Source organism: Leclercia adecarboxylata (assembly GCF_006874705.1).
Lineage (GTDB): Bacteria > Pseudomonadota > Gammaproteobacteria > Enterobacterales > Enterobacteriaceae > Enterobacter > Enterobacter adecarboxylatus_C.
Genome location: NZ_CP035382.1, coordinates 409087 through 427632, shown reverse-complemented (window position 1 = coordinate 427632; position 18546 = coordinate 409087). Strand labels below are relative to the sequence as shown.

Annotated in this window: 20 protein-coding genes; 12 read left to right on the top strand and 8 right to left on the bottom strand. The window is 56.1% G+C overall.

The genetic code is table 11. The features are described from left to right. The first annotated feature begins 58 nt into the window (after positions 1-58). The 5 genes from argT to hisP all read left to right on the top strand — a co-directional run bounded on the left by argT (position 59) and on the right by hisP (position 4136). Entirely contained in the window at positions 59-841 is a 783-nt protein-coding gene (gene argT, locus ES815_RS03035) for a lysine/arginine/ornithine ABC transporter substrate-binding protein ArgT (RefSeq protein ID WP_142486568.1), read from the top strand. 242 nt (positions 842-1083) lie between these two features. Further along, positions 1084-1866, top strand: a complete 783-nt coding sequence (gene hisJ, locus ES815_RS03030) for a histidine ABC transporter substrate-binding protein HisJ (RefSeq protein ID WP_142486567.1) — start codon at positions 1084-1086, stop codon at positions 1864-1866. Positions 1867-1954: 88 nt separating this feature from the next. After that, positions 1955-2641, top strand: coding sequence for a histidine ABC transporter permease HisQ (locus tag ES815_RS03025; protein ID WP_142486566.1), 687 nt, complete (start codon positions 1955-1957; stop codon positions 2639-2641). Continuing rightward, on the top strand, positions 2638-3354 hold the full coding sequence (locus ES815_RS03020) for an ABC transporter permease (protein WP_032612827.1): 717 nt from the start codon (positions 2638-2640) through the stop codon (positions 3352-3354). Before ES815_RS03025 ends, ES815_RS03020 begins: the two co-directional genes overlap by 4 nt. Before the next feature lie 8 nt (positions 3355-3362). Further along, positions 3363-4136, top strand: coding sequence for a histidine ABC transporter ATP-binding protein HisP (hisP, locus tag ES815_RS03015; protein WP_106994731.1), 774 nt, complete (start codon positions 3363-3365; stop codon positions 4134-4136). 74 nt (positions 4137-4210) lie between these two features. Here the strand turns inward: hisP and ES815_RS03010 are convergent, their stop codons facing one another. From ES815_RS03010 to yfcG, 4 genes are read right to left on the bottom strand one after another with little or no spacing between them, the layout of a single operon-like run. Beyond that, entirely contained in the window at positions 4211-4720 is a 510-nt protein-coding gene (locus ES815_RS03010; protein WP_142486565.1) for a GNAT family N-acetyltransferase, read from the bottom strand. Between the two features lie 57 nt (positions 4721-4777). Continuing rightward, the gene (locus ES815_RS03005; RefSeq protein ID WP_142486564.1) at positions 4778-5671 is read right to left on the bottom strand and encodes a TIGR01777 family oxidoreductase; all 894 of its coding nucleotides are present in this window, start codon (positions 5669-5671) and stop codon (positions 4778-4780) included. 20 nt (positions 5672-5691) lie between these two features. Further along, entirely contained in the window at positions 5692-6054 is a 363-nt protein-coding gene (gene folX, locus ES815_RS03000) for a dihydroneopterin triphosphate 2'-epimerase (protein ID WP_142486563.1), read from the bottom strand. 51 nt (positions 6055-6105) lie between these two features. Beyond that, positions 6106-6735, bottom strand: coding sequence for a GSH-dependent disulfide bond oxidoreductase (yfcG, locus tag ES815_RS02995; protein WP_142486562.1), 630 nt, complete (start codon positions 6733-6735; stop codon positions 6106-6108). A gap of 144 nt (positions 6736-6879) precedes the next feature. On the opposite strand from yfcG, the gene yfcF reads away from it, so the two are divergent. Genes yfcF through yfcD form a run of 3 tightly spaced genes read left to right on the top strand, consistent with a single transcriptional unit; the run spans position 6880 to position 8718 of the window. Then, the gene (gene yfcF, locus ES815_RS02990) at positions 6880-7524 is read left to right on the top strand and encodes a glutathione transferase (RefSeq protein ID WP_142486561.1); all 645 of its coding nucleotides are present in this window, start codon (positions 6880-6882) and stop codon (positions 7522-7524) included. Positions 7525-7568: 44 nt separating this feature from the next. Further along, positions 7569-8120: a phosphodiesterase gene (gene yfcE, locus ES815_RS02985; RefSeq protein ID WP_142486560.1), complete on the top strand. Its 552-nt coding sequence runs from the start codon at positions 7569-7571 to the stop codon at positions 8118-8120. 55 nt (positions 8121-8175) lie between these two features. Continuing rightward, on the top strand, positions 8176-8718 hold the full coding sequence (gene yfcD / locus ES815_RS02980; protein WP_142486559.1) for an NUDIX hydrolase YfcD: 543 nt from the start codon (positions 8176-8178) through the stop codon (positions 8716-8718). Between the two features lie 55 nt (positions 8719-8773). On the opposite strand, the gene pta is transcribed toward yfcD, so the two are convergent. Next, positions 8774-10912: a phosphate acetyltransferase gene (pta, locus tag ES815_RS02975; RefSeq protein WP_142486558.1), complete on the bottom strand. Its 2139-nt coding sequence runs from the start codon at positions 10910-10912 to the stop codon at positions 8774-8776. A gap of 76 nt (positions 10913-10988) precedes the next feature. Further along, positions 10989-12191, bottom strand: a complete 1203-nt coding sequence (ackA, locus tag ES815_RS02970) for an acetate kinase (RefSeq protein ID WP_142486557.1) — start codon at positions 12189-12191, stop codon at positions 10989-10991. A 336-nt stretch (positions 12192-12527) separates the two neighbouring features. On the opposite strand from ackA, the gene yfbV reads away from it, so the two are divergent. The 4 genes from yfbV to ES815_RS02950 all read left to right on the top strand — a co-directional run bounded on the left by yfbV (position 12528) and on the right by ES815_RS02950 (position 16151). Next, entirely contained in the window at positions 12528-12983 is a 456-nt protein-coding gene (gene yfbV, locus ES815_RS02965; RefSeq protein WP_032612804.1) for a terminus macrodomain insulation protein YfbV, read from the top strand. 92 nt (positions 12984-13075) lie between these two features. Continuing rightward, positions 13076-13570 (top strand): YfbU family protein, encoded by a 495-nt coding sequence (locus tag ES815_RS02960; RefSeq protein WP_142486556.1) that lies wholly within the window; start codon positions 13076-13078, stop codon positions 13568-13570. Positions 13571-13581: 11 nt separating this feature from the next. After that, positions 13582-14241: a sugar phosphatase gene (locus tag ES815_RS02955; protein WP_142486555.1), complete on the top strand. Its 660-nt coding sequence runs from the start codon at positions 13582-13584 to the stop codon at positions 14239-14241. Positions 14242-14318: 77 nt separating this feature from the next. Further along, positions 14319-16151, top strand: coding sequence for an SLC13 family permease (locus ES815_RS02950; RefSeq protein ID WP_142486554.1), 1833 nt, complete (start codon positions 14319-14321; stop codon positions 16149-16151). Positions 16152-16233: 82 nt separating this feature from the next. Here ES815_RS02950 and yfbR read toward each other — a convergent pair whose 3' ends face one another. Together yfbR and ES815_RS02940 are read right to left on the bottom strand one after the other, a co-directional pair. Continuing rightward, positions 16234-16833, bottom strand: a complete 600-nt coding sequence (gene yfbR, locus ES815_RS02945) for a 5'-deoxynucleotidase (RefSeq protein ID WP_142486553.1) — start codon at positions 16831-16833, stop codon at positions 16234-16236. 95 nt (positions 16834-16928) lie between these two features. Next, positions 16929-18143 (bottom strand): pyridoxal phosphate-dependent aminotransferase, encoded by a 1215-nt coding sequence (locus ES815_RS02940; RefSeq protein ID WP_032612793.1) that lies wholly within the window; start codon positions 18141-18143, stop codon positions 16929-16931. Between the last annotated feature and the right edge of the window lie 403 nt (positions 18144-18546).

The window sequence follows — 18546 nt, the reverse complement described above, 5'->3', positions numbered from 1 at the left end:
GCAACAACACACAACATCATCTATTACAAAATAAAATCACGACACTTGAGGGTAATGTATGAAGAAGACGGTTCTGGCTCTGTCTTTGCTGGTGGGATTAAGCGCAGCGGCAAGCAGCTATGCAGCGCTCCCACAGACCGTACGTATCGGTACTGACGCGACCTATGCGCCATTCTCATCGAAAGATGCGAAGGGCGATTTTGTCGGGTTTGATATCGACCTGGGGAATGAGATGTGCAAACGCATGTCCGTGAAATGCACCTGGGTGGGCAGCGACTTTGATGCGCTGATCCCATCGCTGAAAGCCAAGAAAATCGATGCGATTATCTCTTCACTCTCCATCACTGAGAAACGCCAGCAGGAGATCGCCTTCTCTGAGAAGCTGTACGCAGCAGACTCGCGCCTGATTGCGGCGAAGGGCTCGCCTGTCCAGCCCACTATTGATTCGCTGAAAGGCAAACACGTTGGCGTCCTGCAGGGCTCCACGCAGGAAGGCTTTGCCAATGCCAACTGGCGCGAGAAGGGCGTCGATGTCGTGGCTTACCAGAACCAGGATCTGATCTATTCCGATCTGGCGGCAGGGCGCCTGGATGCAGCTTTCCAGGATGAAGTTGCGGCAAGCGAAGGCTTCCTGAAACAGCCGGCAGGGAAAGAGTTTGCCTTTGCGGGCCCGTCGGTTAAAGACAAAAAATACTTTGGCGACGGTACCGGGATTGGCCTGCGCAAGGACGACGCCGAGCTGAAAGCGGCCTTTGATAAAGCCTTTACCGAACTGCGTAAAGACGGCACCTACGACAAACTGGCGAAGAAATATTTCGACTTCAATGTCTACGGCGACTAACTCTAACTGACGGTGCGCACCATAATGGTTCACCGTTATGGTGCGTTGATTGCCTTTGCGAACCACGATGGTGCAAATCCTGCGCCGCGTTGGTTATAAAGTGAATAGTTAAGCACTGATAATGCACTTTTTCGCGTCAGCCGGGCATAATCTTTTGCCTTGCCGCGGCGATTAATGGCACATTAAAGGCAACCCCCGTCGGCGTTAAAATCCCGTAAGAAGACAGTCTGTTGAGGATAGATATGAAAAAACTGGTGTTGTCACTTTCCCTGGCTCTGGCATTTTCCAGCGCTACTGCGGCATTCGCAGCAATTCCGCAAAAAGTACGTATTGGTACTGACCCGACTTATGCCCCCTTCGAATCGAAGAATGCACAGGGCGAACTGGTAGGATTTGATATCGATTTGGCAAAAGAACTGTGCAAACGTATCAAAACAGAGTGTACCTTCGTTGAAAACCCTCTGGATGCGCTGATCCCTTCGCTGAAAGCGAAAAAAATCGACGCTATTATGTCTTCACTCTCTATCACCGAAAAACGCCAGCAGGAGATTGCCTTCACTGACAAACTTTATGCAGCGGATTCCCGTCTGGTGGTAGCAAAATCCTCTGATATCCAGCCGACCCTGGAGTCACTGAAAGGCAAACGCGTAGGCGTGCTGCAGGGCACCACCCAGGAGACCTTCGGTAACGAGCACTGGGCACCGAAGGGGATCGAAATCGTCTCTTATCAGGGCCAGGAGAATATCTACGCTGACCTGACCGCAGGCCGTATCGATGCCGCTTTCCAGGACGAAGTCGCAGCCAGCGAAGGCTTCCTGAAGCAACCGGTAGGTAAAGATTACAAGTTCGGCGGTCCGTCCATTAAGGACGAGAAACTCTTCGGCGTGGGCACCGGTATGGGGCTGCGTAAAGAGGACAACGAACTGCGCGAAGCGCTGAACAAAGCCTTTGCCGAGATGCGCGCGGACGGTACTTACGAAAAAATGGCGAAGAAATACTTCGACTTTGATGTCTACGGTGGCTGAATACCCCACTGAATAACGTGCGGCCCCTCCCGCTACGGGAGGGGAAAAGACACGGCGTCACCACTCACGACACGACAGGGCAGGCGGTATGCTGTACGGATTTTCTGGCGTAATTTTACAAGGCGCACTCGTCACCCTTGAACTGGCTCTCAGTTCGGTGGTGCTGGCGGTGTTGATAGGCCTGGCGGGCGCGGGCGCGAAGCTGTCGACCAATCGGGCGATGGTTCTGCTGTTTGAAGGCTATACCACCCTGATCCGTGGTGTGCCTGACCTGGTGCTGATGTTGCTGATTTTCTACGGTCTGCAAATCGCGCTGAATGGCGTCACGGATGCCATCGGTATGGCGCAGATTGATATCGATCCTATGGTGGCCGGTATCATTACCCTGGGCTTTATCTACGGTGCCTACTTTACTGAAACCTTCCGCGGAGCCTATCTCGCGGTGCCGAAAGGGCATATCGAAGCGGCCACGGCATTCGGTTTTACCTCCTCTCAAACATTCCGCCGTATTATGTTTCCGGCCATGATGCGCTTTGCGCTGCCGGGCATCGGCAACAACTGGCAGGTTATCCTCAAAGCGACGGCGCTGGTCTCGTTATTGGGACTGGAAGATGTGGTGAAAGCCACGCAGCTGGCGGGCAAAAGCACCTGGGAACCGTTCTACTTCGCCATCGTGTGCGGGGTCATTTATCTGGTGTTTACCACCGTCTCCAATGGTGTGCTGCTGCTGCTCGAGCGTCGCTACTCCGTGGGTGTGAAGAGGGCTGACCTGTGATCGAGATTATTCAGGAATACTGGAAATCGCTGCTGTGGACCGACGGATACCGTTTTACCGGTGTGGCGATCACCCTCTGGCTGTTGATTGCATCCGTGGTGATGGGCGGCATTCTGGCGATATTTCTCGCCATTGGCCGCGTGTCGAACAACAAATACATTCGCTTTCCCATCTGGCTGTTTACCTATATTTTCCGCGGTACGCCGCTCTATGTGCAGCTGCTGGTCTTCTACTCCGGGATGTACACCCTGGAGATCGTGAAAGGCACCGAGATGCTGAACGCCTTCTTCCGCAGCGGGCTGAACTGTACCGTCCTGGCGTTGACGCTGAACACCTGCGCCTATACCACCGAGATTTTCGCGGGGGCGATCCGTTCCGTTCCCTATGGCGAGATTGAGGCGGCGCGGGCCTATGGCTTCTCCTCCGTGAAGCTCTACCGCTGCATTATTCTGCCGTCGGCGCTGCGCATTGCGCTGCCTGCCTACAGCAACGAAGTGATTTTAATGCTGCACTCCACCGCGCTGGCCTTTACCGCCACCGTGCCGGATCTGCTGAAGATTGCCCGCGACATCAACTCGGCAACCTACCAGCCGTTTACCGCCTTCGGGATCGCGGCGGTGCTCTATTTAATCATTTCTTACGTCCTGATTAGCCTGTTCCGTAAAGCGGAAAAACGCTGGTTGCAGCACATAAAACCTTCTTCGACGCACTGAGAATTAAGATGGCTGAGAACAAATTAAACGTTATCGATTTGCACAAACGCTACGGCGAACATGAAGTGCTGAAAGGGGTGTCGCTGCAGGCAAATGCAGGCGATGTGATCAGTATTATCGGCTCGTCAGGGTCGGGTAAAAGTACCTTCCTGCGCTGCATTAACTTCCTCGAAAAACCGAGTGCCGGCAAGATTGTGGTCAGCGGCGAGAACATCAATCTGGTGCAGGACAAAGACGGACAGCTCAAGGTGGCGGATAAGCACCAGCTGCGGATGTTGCGTACCCGTCTGACGATGGTGTTCCAGCACTTCAACCTCTGGAGCCACATGACGGTGCTGGAGAACGTGATGGAAGCGCCGGTGCAGGTTCTGGGCTTAAGCAAGCAGGAAGCCCGCGCCCGTGCGGAGAAATACCTGGCGAAGGTGGGTATCGACGCGCGTCAGCAGATTAAATATCCGGTGCATCTGTCCGGCGGCCAGCAGCAGCGCGTCTCCATCGCCCGTGCGCTGGCGATGGAGCCGGAAGTGCTGCTGTTCGACGAACCGACCTCCGCGCTCGATCCCGAGCTGGTGGGTGAAGTGCTGCGCATCATGCAGCAGCTGGCCGAAGAGGGGAAAACGATGGTGGTGGTCACCCACGAGATGGGCTTCGCCCGTAACGTCTCTAACCACGTCATTTTCCTGCATCAGGGCGTAATCGAAGAGCAGGGGCACCCGGATGAGGTGCTGGCGAATCCGAAGAGCCCGCGCCTGCAGCAGTTCCTGAAAGGGTCGTTGAAGTAGTTTTTGCCCGGTGGCACGACGCTTTCCGGGCCTGGGGGTTTTGTAGGCCGGGCAAATGCAGTGCCGCCCGGCATTCAGGCCGCACCCAACTCCAGCCGGTACACCCAGTCGTCATACCGCACGCCGTTAATCTCATACGCCTGTTCCAGCACCTGGGTGCGCACAAAGCCCGCTTTTTCTAATACCCGCACCGAACCGCCGTTATCCGCCAGCACATAGGCATTAACCGCCTTTATTCCCATCCGGATAAAGGCATATTCACACACGGCATGCAGCGCCTCGCTGGCAATCCCCCGGCCCTGCGCGGCAGGGATCACCGTGTATCCAATATCGGCCTCTTCAGGATACTGAGCGCTGATTTGCAACCCAATATCCCCCAGCGGGGTGTCATCATCGTGGGTGCGGATCACAAAGGTATGCGGGGTCGTCAGGCGGGCGGCAAACAGTCGCCGGGTCTCTTTTTCCGGGGCGATAGCGGCCATATAGCGCATGATCTCGGGCGATTCGCGAAGCCGCAGAAAGAAGGGCCAGTCGGAGGGCTCAAAAGGGGAGAGCGTCAGCCTGGAAGTGGTGATTGTGGCCATCGTAACGCCTTAAACGGGGATCGGGCATAGTAATTTAACACAGCCGACCGGGCAGATTTAACCTACCACATCTCCCAGGGCTTCTTCTAAATCGTACCACCGGAAGGCAAACCCGGCCGCCTCCAGACGCTTCGGCAGCGCGCGCTGGCCGCCCAGCACCAGCACGGCGGACTCTCCCATCAGCAGGCGAATTGCGGTGGCCGGAGCGCGAACCACGGCGGGGCGATGCACCGCATGCCCCAGGGCATGGGCGAACTGTTCGTTGCGAACCGGGTAGGGAGAGACCATGTTGAACGGGCCCCGCAGGTCGTTATCCAGCAGCCAGATAATGCCATTCACCATATCGTCGATATGGATCCACGCCAGATACTGACGGCCATTGCCGACCGGCCCGCCGAGACCCAGCTTAAAGACCGGCAGCATCTTCCCCAGAATCCCGCCTTTCGGTGCCAGCACTACGCCGGTGCGCAGCAGGCAAACGCGGGTCCGATCACTCTGCGCTCCGCAGGCGATCTGCTCCCAGCGGGCGCACAGCTTATGGGTAAATTCGTTGTGCGGCGGCTCCTCTTCGGTGACCACCACTTCGCCTAAATCGCCGTAATAGCCCGATGCTGAACCGGAGATAAACACCGACGGCGGCGTGTCGCTGGCCTTGAACATATCCACCAGCCGCTGGGTGATAGTCCAGCGGCTGTTGCACAGCCGCTGCTTATGTTCTTCCGTCCAGCGTTTATCGGCGATGGGTTCCCCCGCCAGATTGATTACGGCGTCAAAGCCGTTGAGATCCTGATGCTCGGTGAGCCCTTTCCAGATATCGATGCCGGAGCCGAGTGTCTGACGCGCTTTCTCGGGACTGCGCGTCACCACCGTCAGCTCATGGCCCAGCGTCTGCAAGCGGGGGATCAGATGCCGGCCAATCAGGCCGGTACCGCCGGTTACCAGGATCTTCATACAACCTCCGGGGGTTGCGCTTAGCGTTGCCAGCTTAACGTCATTGAGACGGAGTCGGCATAGCGCAGCGCGTGAAGTTTATCGATCTCTACTTCAGCATAGGTGACCCAGTGATGTTCGCGTGCGATATCCAGCACATCCTGAGTTAATTTTTCCAGCAAAGAGAAGCGGTTACTCTCGACATGTTGAATGATGCTTTTGGTGACGGTGCGATAGTTCAGGGCGTCATTGATATCCTCACTGTCCCGCGCCTTATCGGCCGGGTAGTGGATCACCACATTAACCACGATATCCTGACGGTTAGCGCGCTCCTCCTCTTTGATGCCGATATAGGTGCGCAGGCGTAAATTTTTAATACGAATAATCGCGTCTTGCTGGGACATTGCAGGCTTCCTCCGTGTCATTATCGCCACCATAATACATGAGGAAACCGTTTATAGCTGCTGCGCTTTTTGCATGGCGCGCTCGGTTGCCGGACGGGTACGAATGCGCTCAAACCAGTTGTTTACTGCGGGCCACGACGCCAGGTCGACGCGATGGTTTTCATGAGTATTGACCCACGGCCAGCAGGCGATATCCGCAATGCTGTAGTGATCGCCACCCAGCCACGGCGATTTTTCCAGCCGCTTGTTCAGCACGTTATAGAGCCGCTGCGTCTCGACCTGGAAGCGTTCGATGGCGTAGGGGATCGGCTGCGGCGCAAAGTGGTTAAAATGGGTGTTCTGACCAATCATCGGTCCCAGCCCGCCCACCTGCCAGAAGAGCCACTGTAGGGTGACGTGGCGTTCCCGTAATTCGCCGCTCAGCAGCTTGCCGCTTTTTTCCGCCAGATAGAGCAGGATCTCGCCGGACTCAAACAGGCTCAGCGGCGCACCGCCATCGTCCGGTTCATGATCGACAATGGCCGGGATTTTATTGTTGGGAGAAATGGCGAGAAACTCAGGGCGAAACTGTTCGCCTTTGCTGATATCCACCGGCAGGATGCGGTAATCCAGCTGGGCCTCCTCCAGAAAAAGCGTGATCTTATGCCCGTTGGGGGTAGGGGCGTAGTAAAGGTCAATCATCGCAACTCCTGTCATAACGATTATCGCGGCATAGGATCGAGTATAGGTGGTGATGATAAATCGTGAGTTTTCATCAAGTGACAGCCGGGGCCGGAGGTTATATTTTGGATATAAACCCATCCCCTGAAGCGTTACGAGGATCTTATGAGCGAACCTGCAATTACCCTGTGGTCAGATGCTGATTATTACTCCCCTTACGTCATGAGCGTGTATGTTGCGCTGGCCGAGAAAGGATTGCCCTTTACCCTGAAGACCGTGGATCTCAGCCGGGGTGAAAACCGGCAGCCGCAGTGGCGAGGCTATGCTCTGACCCGTCGCGTACCGGTGCTGGAAATCGACGGCTTTGAACTCAGCGAATCCTCCGCCATTACGGAATTTCTGGAGGAGAAATTTGCGCCGCCGGAGTGGGAGCGGATCTACCCCCTGGATCTGCAAAAACGCGCCCGCGCGCGCCAGATCCAGGCGTGGCTGCGCAGCGATCTGGTCCCGATCCGCACGGAGCGCTCTACCGACGTGGTGTTCGCCGGGGTGAGAAAACCGGCCCTGAGCGAAACCGCGCAGCGGGCGGCAAACCAGCTGTACGATACTGCCTCCTCGCTGCTTGCCCACGGCCAGCAAAACCTGTTCGGGGAGTGGTGTATTGCCGATGCGGATCTGGCCCTGATGCTCAACCGTCTGGTGCTCAATGGCGATGACGTGCCGCAGCAGCTGGTGGATTACGCAAACTTCCAGTGGCAGCGTGCCTCCGTGCAGCGCTACGTGGCGTTGTCGGCGAAGCGGGCGGGCTGATATTCCGGTATGATGGGGCCGCTTTTCGACATAAGGAGTCTCTGATGAAGTTAATGTTTGCATCGGACATCCACGGCTCGCTGCCGGCGACCGAACGGGTGCTTTCGCTGTTTGACCAGAGCGGGGCAAAATGGCTGGTGATCCTCGGGGATGTGCTGAACCACGGCCCGCGCAACGCCCTGCCCGAAGGCTATGCGCCTGCTGAGGTCGCCGATCGGCTCAACGCTTACGCGTCGCGAATTATCGCCGTGCGCGGCAACTGCGACAGCGAAGTTGACCAGATGCTGCTGCACTTTCCCATCACCGCCCCCTGGCAGCAGATCCTGCTGGAGAACAGCCGCCTGTTTGTGACCCACGGCCATTTGTATGGACCGGATAAGCTGCCCGCGCTGAATGCTGGCGATGTGCTGGTTTACGGTCATACTCATATTCCGGTAGCCGGGAAACGGGGCGACCTTATACATTTCAATCCTGGCTCGGTCAGCCTGCCCAAAGGCGGCTTTCCCCCCAGCTACGGCATGCTGGAAGGAAACCATTTGTGCGTTATGACGCTGAATGACGGCCAGGTTATTGCGCAGTCAGAGATTAATCCGTAATTTACTCCTCAACAGTAAACGCGCCGCGAGAGCGCTTTAAAGAGAAGGTTTCCCGATGGTGGAGCACAGTCATTTGGCAAGTACGGAATGGGTGGATATTGTCAACGAAGACAATGAGGTAATCGCACAGGCGAGCCGCGAGCAGATGCGGGCGCAGCGCCTGCGTCATCGCGCGACCTATATCGTGGTGCATGATGGGATGGGCAATATTCTGGTTCAGCGCCGTACCGAAACGAAAGACTTCATGCCCGGCATGCTCGATGCGACCGCTGGTGGCGTGGTGCAGGCCGATGAGCTGTTGCTCGATTCCGCCCGCCGTGAAGCGGAAGAGGAGCTGGGGATCGCCGGCGTGCCGTTTGCCGAACATGGCCAGTTCTATTTCGAAGATAGCCACTGTCGCGTCTGGGGAGGCCTTTTCAGCTGCGTCTCCCACGGTCCGTTTGCGCTGCAGGAGGAAGAGGTGAGTGAAGTCTGCTGGATGACCCCGGCTGAGATCACCGCCCGTTGCGACGACTTCACGCCAGATTCGCTGAAAGCGCTGGCCCTGTGGATGAGCCGCAATGCCAGCAACGAGCCGGCGAAGCACGAAGAAGCGTAACGAAGCGAATAAAAAAAGGCGACCCGGGGGTCGCCTTTTTACGTTGGGGTGCTGCTTACTGCTGGGAAGACTGGATCGCGGTCAGTGCGATGGTGTAGACGATATCGTCTACCAGCGCGCCACGAGACAGGTCGTTCACTGGCTTGCGCATACCCTGCAGCATCGGCCCGATGGAGATCAGGTCGGCTGAACGCTGTACCGCTTTGTAGGTGGTGTTACCGGTGTTCAGATCCGGGAAGATGAACACGGTAGCACGACCGGCAACCGGGGAGTTAGGCGCTTTGGATTTAGCAACGTCAGCCATCACTGCGGCGTCATACTGCAGCGGGCCATCGATAACCAGATCCGGGCGTTTTTCCTGGGCAATACGGGTCGCTTCACGCACTTTCTCTACGTCGCTACCTGCACCAGAGGTACCGGTGGAGTAGGAGAGCATCGCTACGCGCGGTTCAATACCGAAGGCAATCGCAGAGTCAGCAGACTGGATCGCGATCTCGGCCAGCTGTTCAGCGGTTGGATCCGGGTTGATCGCACAGTCACCGTAAACGTAAACCTGTTCCGGCAGCAGCATGAAGAACACAGAAGAGACCAGGGAGCTGCCTGGTGCTGTTTTGATCAGCTGCAGCGGCGGGCGGATAGTGTTCGCGGTGGTGTGAACGGCACCGGAAACCAGACCGTCAACTTCATCCTGCTCCAGCATCAGGGTACCGAGAACCACGTTGTCTTCCAGCTGTTCGCGGGCAACGGCTTCAGTCATGCCTTTGCTCTTACGCAGCTCGACCAGACGGGCAACGTAGCTTTCACGCACCACTTCCGGGTCAACGATTTCGATACCAGAACCCAGCTCAACGCCCTGAGAGGCGGCTACACGGGTGATCTCATCCGGGTTACCCAGCAGCACGCAGGTCGCGATACCGCGCTCGGCACAGATGGCAGCGGCTTTAACGGTACGCGGTTCGTCGCCTTCTGGCAGCACAACGCGTTTGCCCGCTTTACGCGCCAGCTCGGTGAGCTGATAACGGAAGGCTGGAGGAGAGAGGCGACGGCTACGCTCGGAGGTTGCGGTCAGGGATTCAATCCACTCAGGATTGATACAACCGGCAACGTATTCCTGCACTTTCTCGATACGCTGATGGTCATCAACCGGTACTTCCAGGTTGAAGCTCTGCAGGCTCAGAGAGGTCTGCCAGGTGTTGGTGTTCACCATGAAGACCGGCAGGCCGGTAGCAAATGCACGTTCGCACAGCTTGCTGACGCGTGGGTCCATTTCATAGGCACCGGTCAGCAGGATCGCACCGATTTCCACGCCGTTCATCGCCGCCAGACAGGCTGCAACCAGCACGTCTGGACGGTCAGCGGAGGTCACCAGCAGGGAACCTGCACGGAAGTGCTCCAGCATGTGCGGAATGCTGCGCGCACAGAAGGTCACAGACTTCACGCGACGGGTGTTGATATCGCCTTCGTTGACGATGGTCGCGTTCAGGTGACGCGCCATGTCGATCGCACGGGTCGCGATCAGGTCGAAGCTCCAGGTCACCGCGCCCAGTACTGGCAGAGAACTGTATTCCTGCAGCTTAGCCGGATCGATTTTCACCACTTTCGCTTTGGAAGAGTCGTCGAAAATTTCAGACAGGTCAGGGCGGGTACGGCCTTGCTCATCCACCGGAGCGTTCAGTTTGTTGACGATAACGCCGGTGATGTTGGCATTTTTCGCGCCGCCGAAGCTGCTGCGGGTCAGCTCAATACGCTCTTTCAGCTGTTCCGGGGTGTCGGTACCCTGGGACATCACGAACACGATTTCCGCGTTCAGCGTTTTGGCGATTTCGAAGTTCAGGGACTGGGCAAACTGATGCTTGCGCGTTGGAACCAGGCCTTCAACCAGCACCACTTCCGCATCCTGTGCGTTAGCGTGATAGTTAGCGATGATCTCTTCCATCAGCACGTCTTTCTGGTTGCTGGAGAGCAGAGACTCAACGTGGCTCATCTTCAGCGGTTCAGCGGCTGGCAGATTGGAGTTCGCACGAACGATAGTGGTGGTCTGGTCTGGGGCATCGCCACCAGCACGTGGTTGAGCGATTGGCTTAAACACGCTCAGACGAACGCCTTTGCGTTCCATCGCACGGATCACACCGAGGCTGACGCTGGTCAGGCCTACGCTGGTTCCGGTCGGGATCAGCATAATAGTACGGGACACGATTTATCCTCTTTCGTTACCGCCGACATCAGGCGGGCTACAAAACAGCACCGCCAGCATTGCTGGCGGTGTGGAATCAGGCAGTCAGACGGCTCGCGTCTTGTGCGATAACCAGCTCTTCGTTGGTTGGGATAACCATCGCAAGACGGGTGCCTTCTTTGTTGATGAAGCCAGACTTACCGAAGCGCGCGGCCAGGTTACGTTCATGGTCAACGTCAAAGCCCAGCACGCCCAGTTTGCCCAGGGACAGTTCGCGCACCATTGCCGCGTTCTCACCGATACCGCCGGTGAAGACCACGCCGTCCAGACGACCGTCCATCAGCGCAGTGTAAGAACCGATGTACTTCGCCAGACGGTGGCAGTAAACGTCCATTGCACGTTTAGCGTCTTCTTTCTCTGCGTAGTTGTCTTCAACGTAACGGCAGTCGCTGGTGACTTCGGTCAGACCCAGCAGGCCAGACTCTTTGGTCAGCATTTTGTTGATATCTTCAACGCTCATGCCCAGGGTATCGTGCAGGTGGAAGATGATCGCCGGGTCGATATCACCGGAGCGAGTACCCATCACCAGACCTTCCAGCGGGGTCAGACCCATAGAGGTATCAACGCATTTGCCGTTACGGATAGCAGAAACGGAACCGCCGTTGCCCAGGTGGCAAGTGATGATGTTCACTTCTTCAACCGGCTTGTTCAGCATTTTCGCGGCTTCTTGCGTCACGTAGAAATGGCTGGTGCCGTGGGCGCCGTAGCGGCGAACGCCGTGCTCTTTGTACAGTTTGTACGGCAGGGCATAGAGGTAAGACTCTTCCGGCATGGTCTGGTGGAACGCGGTGTCGAATACGGCCACGTTTTTGTCTTTCAGATGCGGGAAGGATTTCAGCGCTTCAGCGATACCGATCAGGTGAGCCGGGTTATGCAGCGGTGCAAAAGAAGCGGAGTCTTTAATGCCCTGAATAACGGAGTCATCAATAACCACGGACTTGGTGTACTTCTCGCCACCATGAACGATACGGTGACCGATAGCGGTCAGCTGAGCGGACAGTTCTGGTTTTTGTGCCAGAATAGTGTTAACGATAAAGTTCAGCGCTTCGCTGTGAGCGGCGCCTGCACCTAAAGCCGCTTCCTGTTTGCTGCCGTCCATTTTCCACTTAAGACGTGCTTCTGGAAGATGGAAACATTCGGCCAAACCAGAAAGGTACTCTTCACCGTTGATCGCATCGATGATGGCGAATTTAAGTGAGGAGCTACCGCAGTTCAGAACCAGTACTAACTTACTCGACATGGAAGTACCTATTATTGATACGTGGCTAAAAAAACGTCAGTGAGTCAAGGATCGTAGCGCAAGATATCGCTGACATTTATGATTAACATCATGCCCGAAGTACATTTCGGCATGACGAAAGGAATACATATGATTTTATGCCATTTTGCGCATTTTTCCGGCAATGGCATAATGTGCGATAATTTGACGAGTGAACGTTCCTCGTCTAAGGCCTTTGCAGGCCGGCACAGGATACCTGATACTGGGTAGTGCTGACAAAAGTTTTTGAACGTTGTCATGACCAGTTGTGGTTTTGCACGAATTTTTTAATCTTTATATGTGAAGTTGAGGTAAGCCATGTCGACACCCGTGAACCCTTCCGTGAGCTTTTTCAGCCTGTTTCGCCGGGGACAGCATTATTCGAAGACGTGGCCACTGGAAAAGCGCCTGGCGCCCGTCTTTATTGAAAACCGCGTGATCCGCGCCACCCGGCACGCGATCCGTCTGATGCCGCCCATTGCGGTCTTCACCCTGTGCTGGCAGATTGCGCTGGGCGGGCAACTCGGGCCTGCGGTGGCTACCGCCCTGTTTGCCCTGAGCCTGCCGATGCAGGGATTGTGGTGGCTGGGCAAACGCTCGGTCACGCCGTTGCCGCCGTCGGTGTTGTCCTGGTTCTATGAAGTTCGCGGCAAGCTGCAGGATGCCGGTCAGGCGCTGGCGCCGGTCGAGGGCAAACCCGACTATCAGGCGCTGGCAGATACTCTGAAGCGGGCATTCAAGCAACTTGATAAAACATTCCTCGATGACTTGTGATTGATCATCGAAACGATGACTAAAAGAAGGCACAGTAACTGACCGTTACCGTGTCTTTTTTTTAAGCTGCCATGTGCAACAGGAGTCGAAAGATGGAAATGACCCACGCTCAGCGTCTGATTTTGTCCAATCAGTACAAAATGATGACGATGCTTGATCCCGACAACGCCGAGCGCTATCGCCGCTTGCAGACTATCGTCGAACGTGGTTTCGGTTTACAGATGCGCGAGCTGGATCGCGAGTTTGGCGAACTTAAGGAAGAGACCTGTCGTACCGTTATCGACATCATGGAGATGTACCACGCCCTGCATGTCTCCTGGACTAACCTGAAAGATGCCCAGACCATCGACGAACGTCGTGTCACTTTCCTGGGCTATGATGCGGCCACTGAATCCCGTTATCTGAGCTATGTCCGCTTTATGGTCAATGTGGAAGGGCGCTACACCCATTTCGATGCCGGTACCCATGGCTTTAACGCCCAGACCCCGATGTGGGAAAAGTATCAGCGCATGCTCAGCGTGTGGCACGCCTGCCCGCGTCAGTACCATCTGAGCAGCAATGAGATTCAACAAATTATTAACGCCTGACGGAGGTTGATGTGCAGTGTAAAGGTTTTCTGTTTGATCTGGACGGTACGCTGGTAGATTCATTACCGGTGGTGGAGCGCTCCTGGTGTCGCTGGGCCGACAGGCACGGCATTGACCATCAGGAGGTGCTGAATTTTATCCATGGCAAACAGGCCATAACCTCTTTACGGCACTTTCTCCAGGGAAGAAGCGAAGCAGATATTCAGGCCGAGTTTACCTGGCTTGAGCAGGTCGAGGCCACCGATACCGAGGGCATCACCGCGCTGCCGGGGGCGCTCGAGCTGCTCAGACATCTGAATGAAGCGGGGATCCCGTGGGCTATCGTCACCTCCGGCTCTGTTCCTGTGGCCCATGCGCGCCATAAAGCGGCAGGGTTGCCGGTGCCGGAGGTATTTATCACTGCGGAGCGGGTGACGCGCGGCAAGCCGGAGCCCGATGCCTTTTTACTGGGCGCGAAGCTGCTGGGGCTGGCGCCGGAAACGTGCGTGGTGGTGGAAGATGCTGCCGCCGGCGTACTGGCGGGCCTCAACGCTGGCTGTCACGTCATCGCCGTCAATGTTCCGGCCAACTCGCCGCGTCTGGACGAGGCGGATCTGGTGCTTAACACGCTGGAGTCCGTTGCTGTCAGCCGCACCGCTGACGGGAATGTAACAGTCTCACGAAAAATGTAATCCCATGATATAGCCCCACATTGTTGGGGCTTTTTTATGGCACTATCGGCTTCACTCTCTTCTGACAAGGATCTGTTTTGAACGGTGAACTTATTTGGGTCTTAAGCCTGCTCCTTATCGCGATTATTCTGTTTGCGACCGGCAAAGTCCGCATGGATGCCGTGGCCCTGCTGGTGATTGTGGCCTTTGTGCTCAGCGGCACCTTAACCCTCCCGGAAGCCTTTTCAGGCTTTAGCGATCCCAACGTTATCCTGATTGCCGCCCTGTTTATTATCGGCGACGGCCTGGTGCGTACCGGCGTGGCGACCAGTATGGGCTCCTGGCTGGTCAGCGTGGCGGGCAACAGCGAAACCAAAATGCTGGTCTTTTTAATGCTCACCGTTGCCGGGCTGGGGGCATTTATGAGCTCCACCGGGGTGGTGGCGATCTTTATTCCGGTGGTGCTGAGCGTCTCGATGCGCATGCAGATCTCGCCCTCGCGCCTGATGATGCCGCTCAGCTTCGCCGGGCTGATCAGCGGCATGATGACGCTGGTGGCGACGCCGCCGAACCTGGTGGTTAACAGTGAACTGCTGCGTGAGGGCCTGGAAGGCTTCGGCTTCTTTAGCGTCACGCCGCTGGGGCTGGTGATCCTGGTGCTCGGTATTGTTTATATGTTGCTGACCCGCTTTGCCCTGAAGAGCGATAAGCAAGATAAACCCCGCGACGGCTGGAAGCGCCGTACCTTCCGCGATCTGATCAAAGAGTATCGTCTCACCGGACGGGCCCGCCGCCTGGCGATCCGTCCGGGCTCACCGCTGATCGGGCAGCGTCTGGACGATCTGAAACTTCGTGAACGTTACGGCGCCAACGTTATCGGTGTGGAGCGCTGGCGCCGTTTTCGCCGGGTCATCGTTAACGTTAACGGCGTATCGGAGTTCCGCGCCCGGGACGTGCTGCTGATCGATATGTCCTCGGCGGATGTCGACCTGCGCGACTTTTGCAGCGAACAGCTGCTGGAGCCGATGGTTCTGCGCGGCGAGTATTTTTCCGATCAGGCGCTGGACGTGGGGATGGCGGAAGTGTCGCTGATCCCCGAGTCGGAGCTGCTCGGCAAAACCATCCGCGAAATCGGTTTTCGTACCCGTTACGGTTTAAACGTGGTGGGCTTAAAACGCGACGGCGTGGCGATGGACGGTTCGGTGGTGGACGAACCTCTGGAGCTGGGGGATATCTTCCTGGTGGTGGGCAACTGGAAGCTGATCACCCAGCTGGGCCAGCGAGGCCGTGACTTTGTGGTGCTGAACTTACCCATCGAGGTCAGCGATGCCTCTCCCGCCCACAGCCAGGCGCCGCACGCCATTTTTTGTCTGGTGCTGATGGTCGCCCTGATGCTGACCGACGAGATCCCGAACCCGGTGGCGGCGATCGTTGCCTGTCTGCTGATGGGCAAATTCCGCTGCATTGACGCTGAAAGCGCTTACAAAGCGATCCACTGGCCGAGCATCATTTTAATTGTCGGCATGATGCCCTTCGCGCTGGCGCTGCAAAAAACCGGCGGTGTGGATCTGGTGGTGAAAGGGCTGATGGAACTGGGGGGCGGCTATGGCCCCTATATGATGCTGATGTGCCTGTTTATCATGTGCGCCACTATCGGGCTTTTTATCTCCAACACCGCGACCGCCGTACTCATGGCGCCTATTGCGCTGGCGATGGCGAAATCGATGGGCGTATCGCCTTATCCGTTTGCGATGATGGTGGCGATGGCCGCCTCCGCCGCCTTTATGACTCCAGTCTCGTCACCGGTGAATACCCTGGTGCTTGGGCCGGGTAAATACAGCTTCAGCGACTTCGTGAAGCTCGGCGTGCCCTTCACGATCCTGGTGATGGTGGTGTGCGTGGTGATGATCCCGGTCTTGTTCCCGTTCTGACAGTTTTGCCCGGCGGCGCTACGCTTGCCGGGCCTACGGTTTGGTAGGCCGGGTAAGGCGCAGCCGCCACCCGGCAAAAAACTCACAAGGGGGAATCCTGGCTGATCTCATCCAGCGACAGCTGGAAGCTCGGGACAAAGACTTCCATAAAGTAATCCATCTCCTGGCTACGGCGCGCCTCGAGCGTCTTTTCCAGCCGGGTTTTCGCCAGTAAAAATTCGTGATTACCGGCAGACAACTCTTCCAGACACTTCAGGTAGGCGCAGAGCGCGTCGGCCTGCTTGACGATCGATCGCTCCTCTTCGCTGTAGCTCTGCTCGTCAATCAGCGGCTCGAAGATATCCCGCAGCTCATCCGGCACCATATCGACCAGTTTTTGCTGGGCGATTTTCTCGATCGCTTTGTACTCCTGGGCGATTTGCGAATTGAAGTACTTCACCGGCGTCGGCAGATCGCCTGTCAGCACTTCGGAGGCATCATGGTACATCGACAGCAGGGCGATACGTTCGGCATTGACCTGGCCGTTGAACTTGCGGTTCTTGATGGCGGCCAGCGCGTGGGCGACCATGGCAACCTGCAGGCTGTGCTCGGAGACGTTCTCGGTGCGGACGTTACGCATCAGCGGCCAGCGGTTAATCAGTTTCAGACGGGAAAGATGGGCGAAAAAATGACTCTGACTCATAAGTTACCTTTTGTCTTGCACTGCGACAGGTTTCATTGTGAGGGGAGGGGCGGTGAGATGCAAATCGGGCTGCCAGTGGCAGCCCGAAGGTGTTATTACTGATGGTATCCGCCGAGGAAACGCCCGAAGCGGCTGATGGCCATCTCCAGCTCATCCTCACGCGGCAGCGTAACGATGCGCACATGGTCCGGCCACGGCCAGTTAAAAGCGGTACCCTGTACCAGCAACACTTTTTCCTGCAGCAGGAAGTCGAGCACCATCTTCTGGTCGTCAAAGATGTTGAAGCGTTTGATATCGATTTTGGGGAACATATAGAGCGCGCCGTTTGGCTTCACGCAGGAGACGCCCGGAATATCGTTAATCAGCTCCCAGGCGCGCTGACGCTGCTCGTACAGACGCCCACCAGGCACGATAAATTCACTGATGCTCTGATAGCCGCCCAGCGCCGTCTGGATCGCGTGCTGAGCCGGTACGTTGGCGCACAGACGCATCGAGGCCAGCATCTCCAGACCTTCGATATAGCCTTTGGCGTGTTTTTTCGGCCCGTTCAGCACCATCCAGCCCTGACGGAAACCGGCAACACGGTAGGTTTTCGACAGGCCGTTAAAGGTGACGGTCAGCAGATCCGGCGCCAGCGCGGCAATGGAGTGGTGCTGCGCCGCGTCGTACAGAATTTTGTCGTAGATCTCGTCCGCGAAGATGATCAGATTATGCTGGCGGGCCAGCTCGACAATCTCCAGCAGCAGTTCTTTAGAATAGACGGCACCGGTCGGGTTGTTCGGGTTGATGATGACGATCCCGCGGGTGCGCGGCGTAATTTTGGCGCGAATGTCATCCAGATCCGGGAACCAGTCAGCCGATTCATCACACAGATAATGCACCGCTTTACCGCTGGAGAGCGATACTGCTGCCGTCCAGAGCGGGTAATCCGGGGCTGGAACCAGCATTTCGTCACCGCTGTTCAGCAGGGCCTGCATCGCCTGGACGATCAGTTCGGAAACACCGTTACCAATATAGATATCTTCGACGGTCACATCGCGCATGCCCTGCGCCTGATAGTGCTGCATGATGGCTTTACGGGCAGAGTAGAGACCTTTGGAGTCGCTGTAGCCTTGCGCCGTCGGCAGGTTGCGGATCACATCAACCAGAATTTCATCCGGTGCATCAAAACCAAATGGCGCCGGGTTGCCGATATTGAGCTTAAGTACTTTATTACCTTCTTCTTCGAGACGCTTTGCCTCTTTAAGAACCGGGCCACGAATGTCGTAACAAACGTTATCTAACTTGCTGGATTTTTCGATGGGTGACATGAATCTTTAACCTTTTCACTGTTATTGCTACTTCCTGCCGTGGAAGTCAGCACGAAACAATGTACTCCTCGCTTGGCCAATTTTGAAGCGTCGGCAGAAGAAGATTTTGTTCATGCCCGAAAAGCCAAGTTGAAGTTTTTAACTGTTTTATAGGTTTGGTTACATTTTATGGTCCATATTTATGTTGTTATTTGGTGATTTATTTTGGTTGTTGCATATTAAAATGGATTTTACGCTGTAAAAAAGCCGCATGTTGAGAGGCTTACGGTGGTAGTGCTACAGTTTCCTTGAGGAACATTTCGTAAAAGCTGAATGAAATTGAGTAGCGTTTGCGGTCCGGCCTCTTTATATAAAGGTTGCCCGTGTGAAATTAATGTTAAGTATAATTAATCATTAAGTCCTG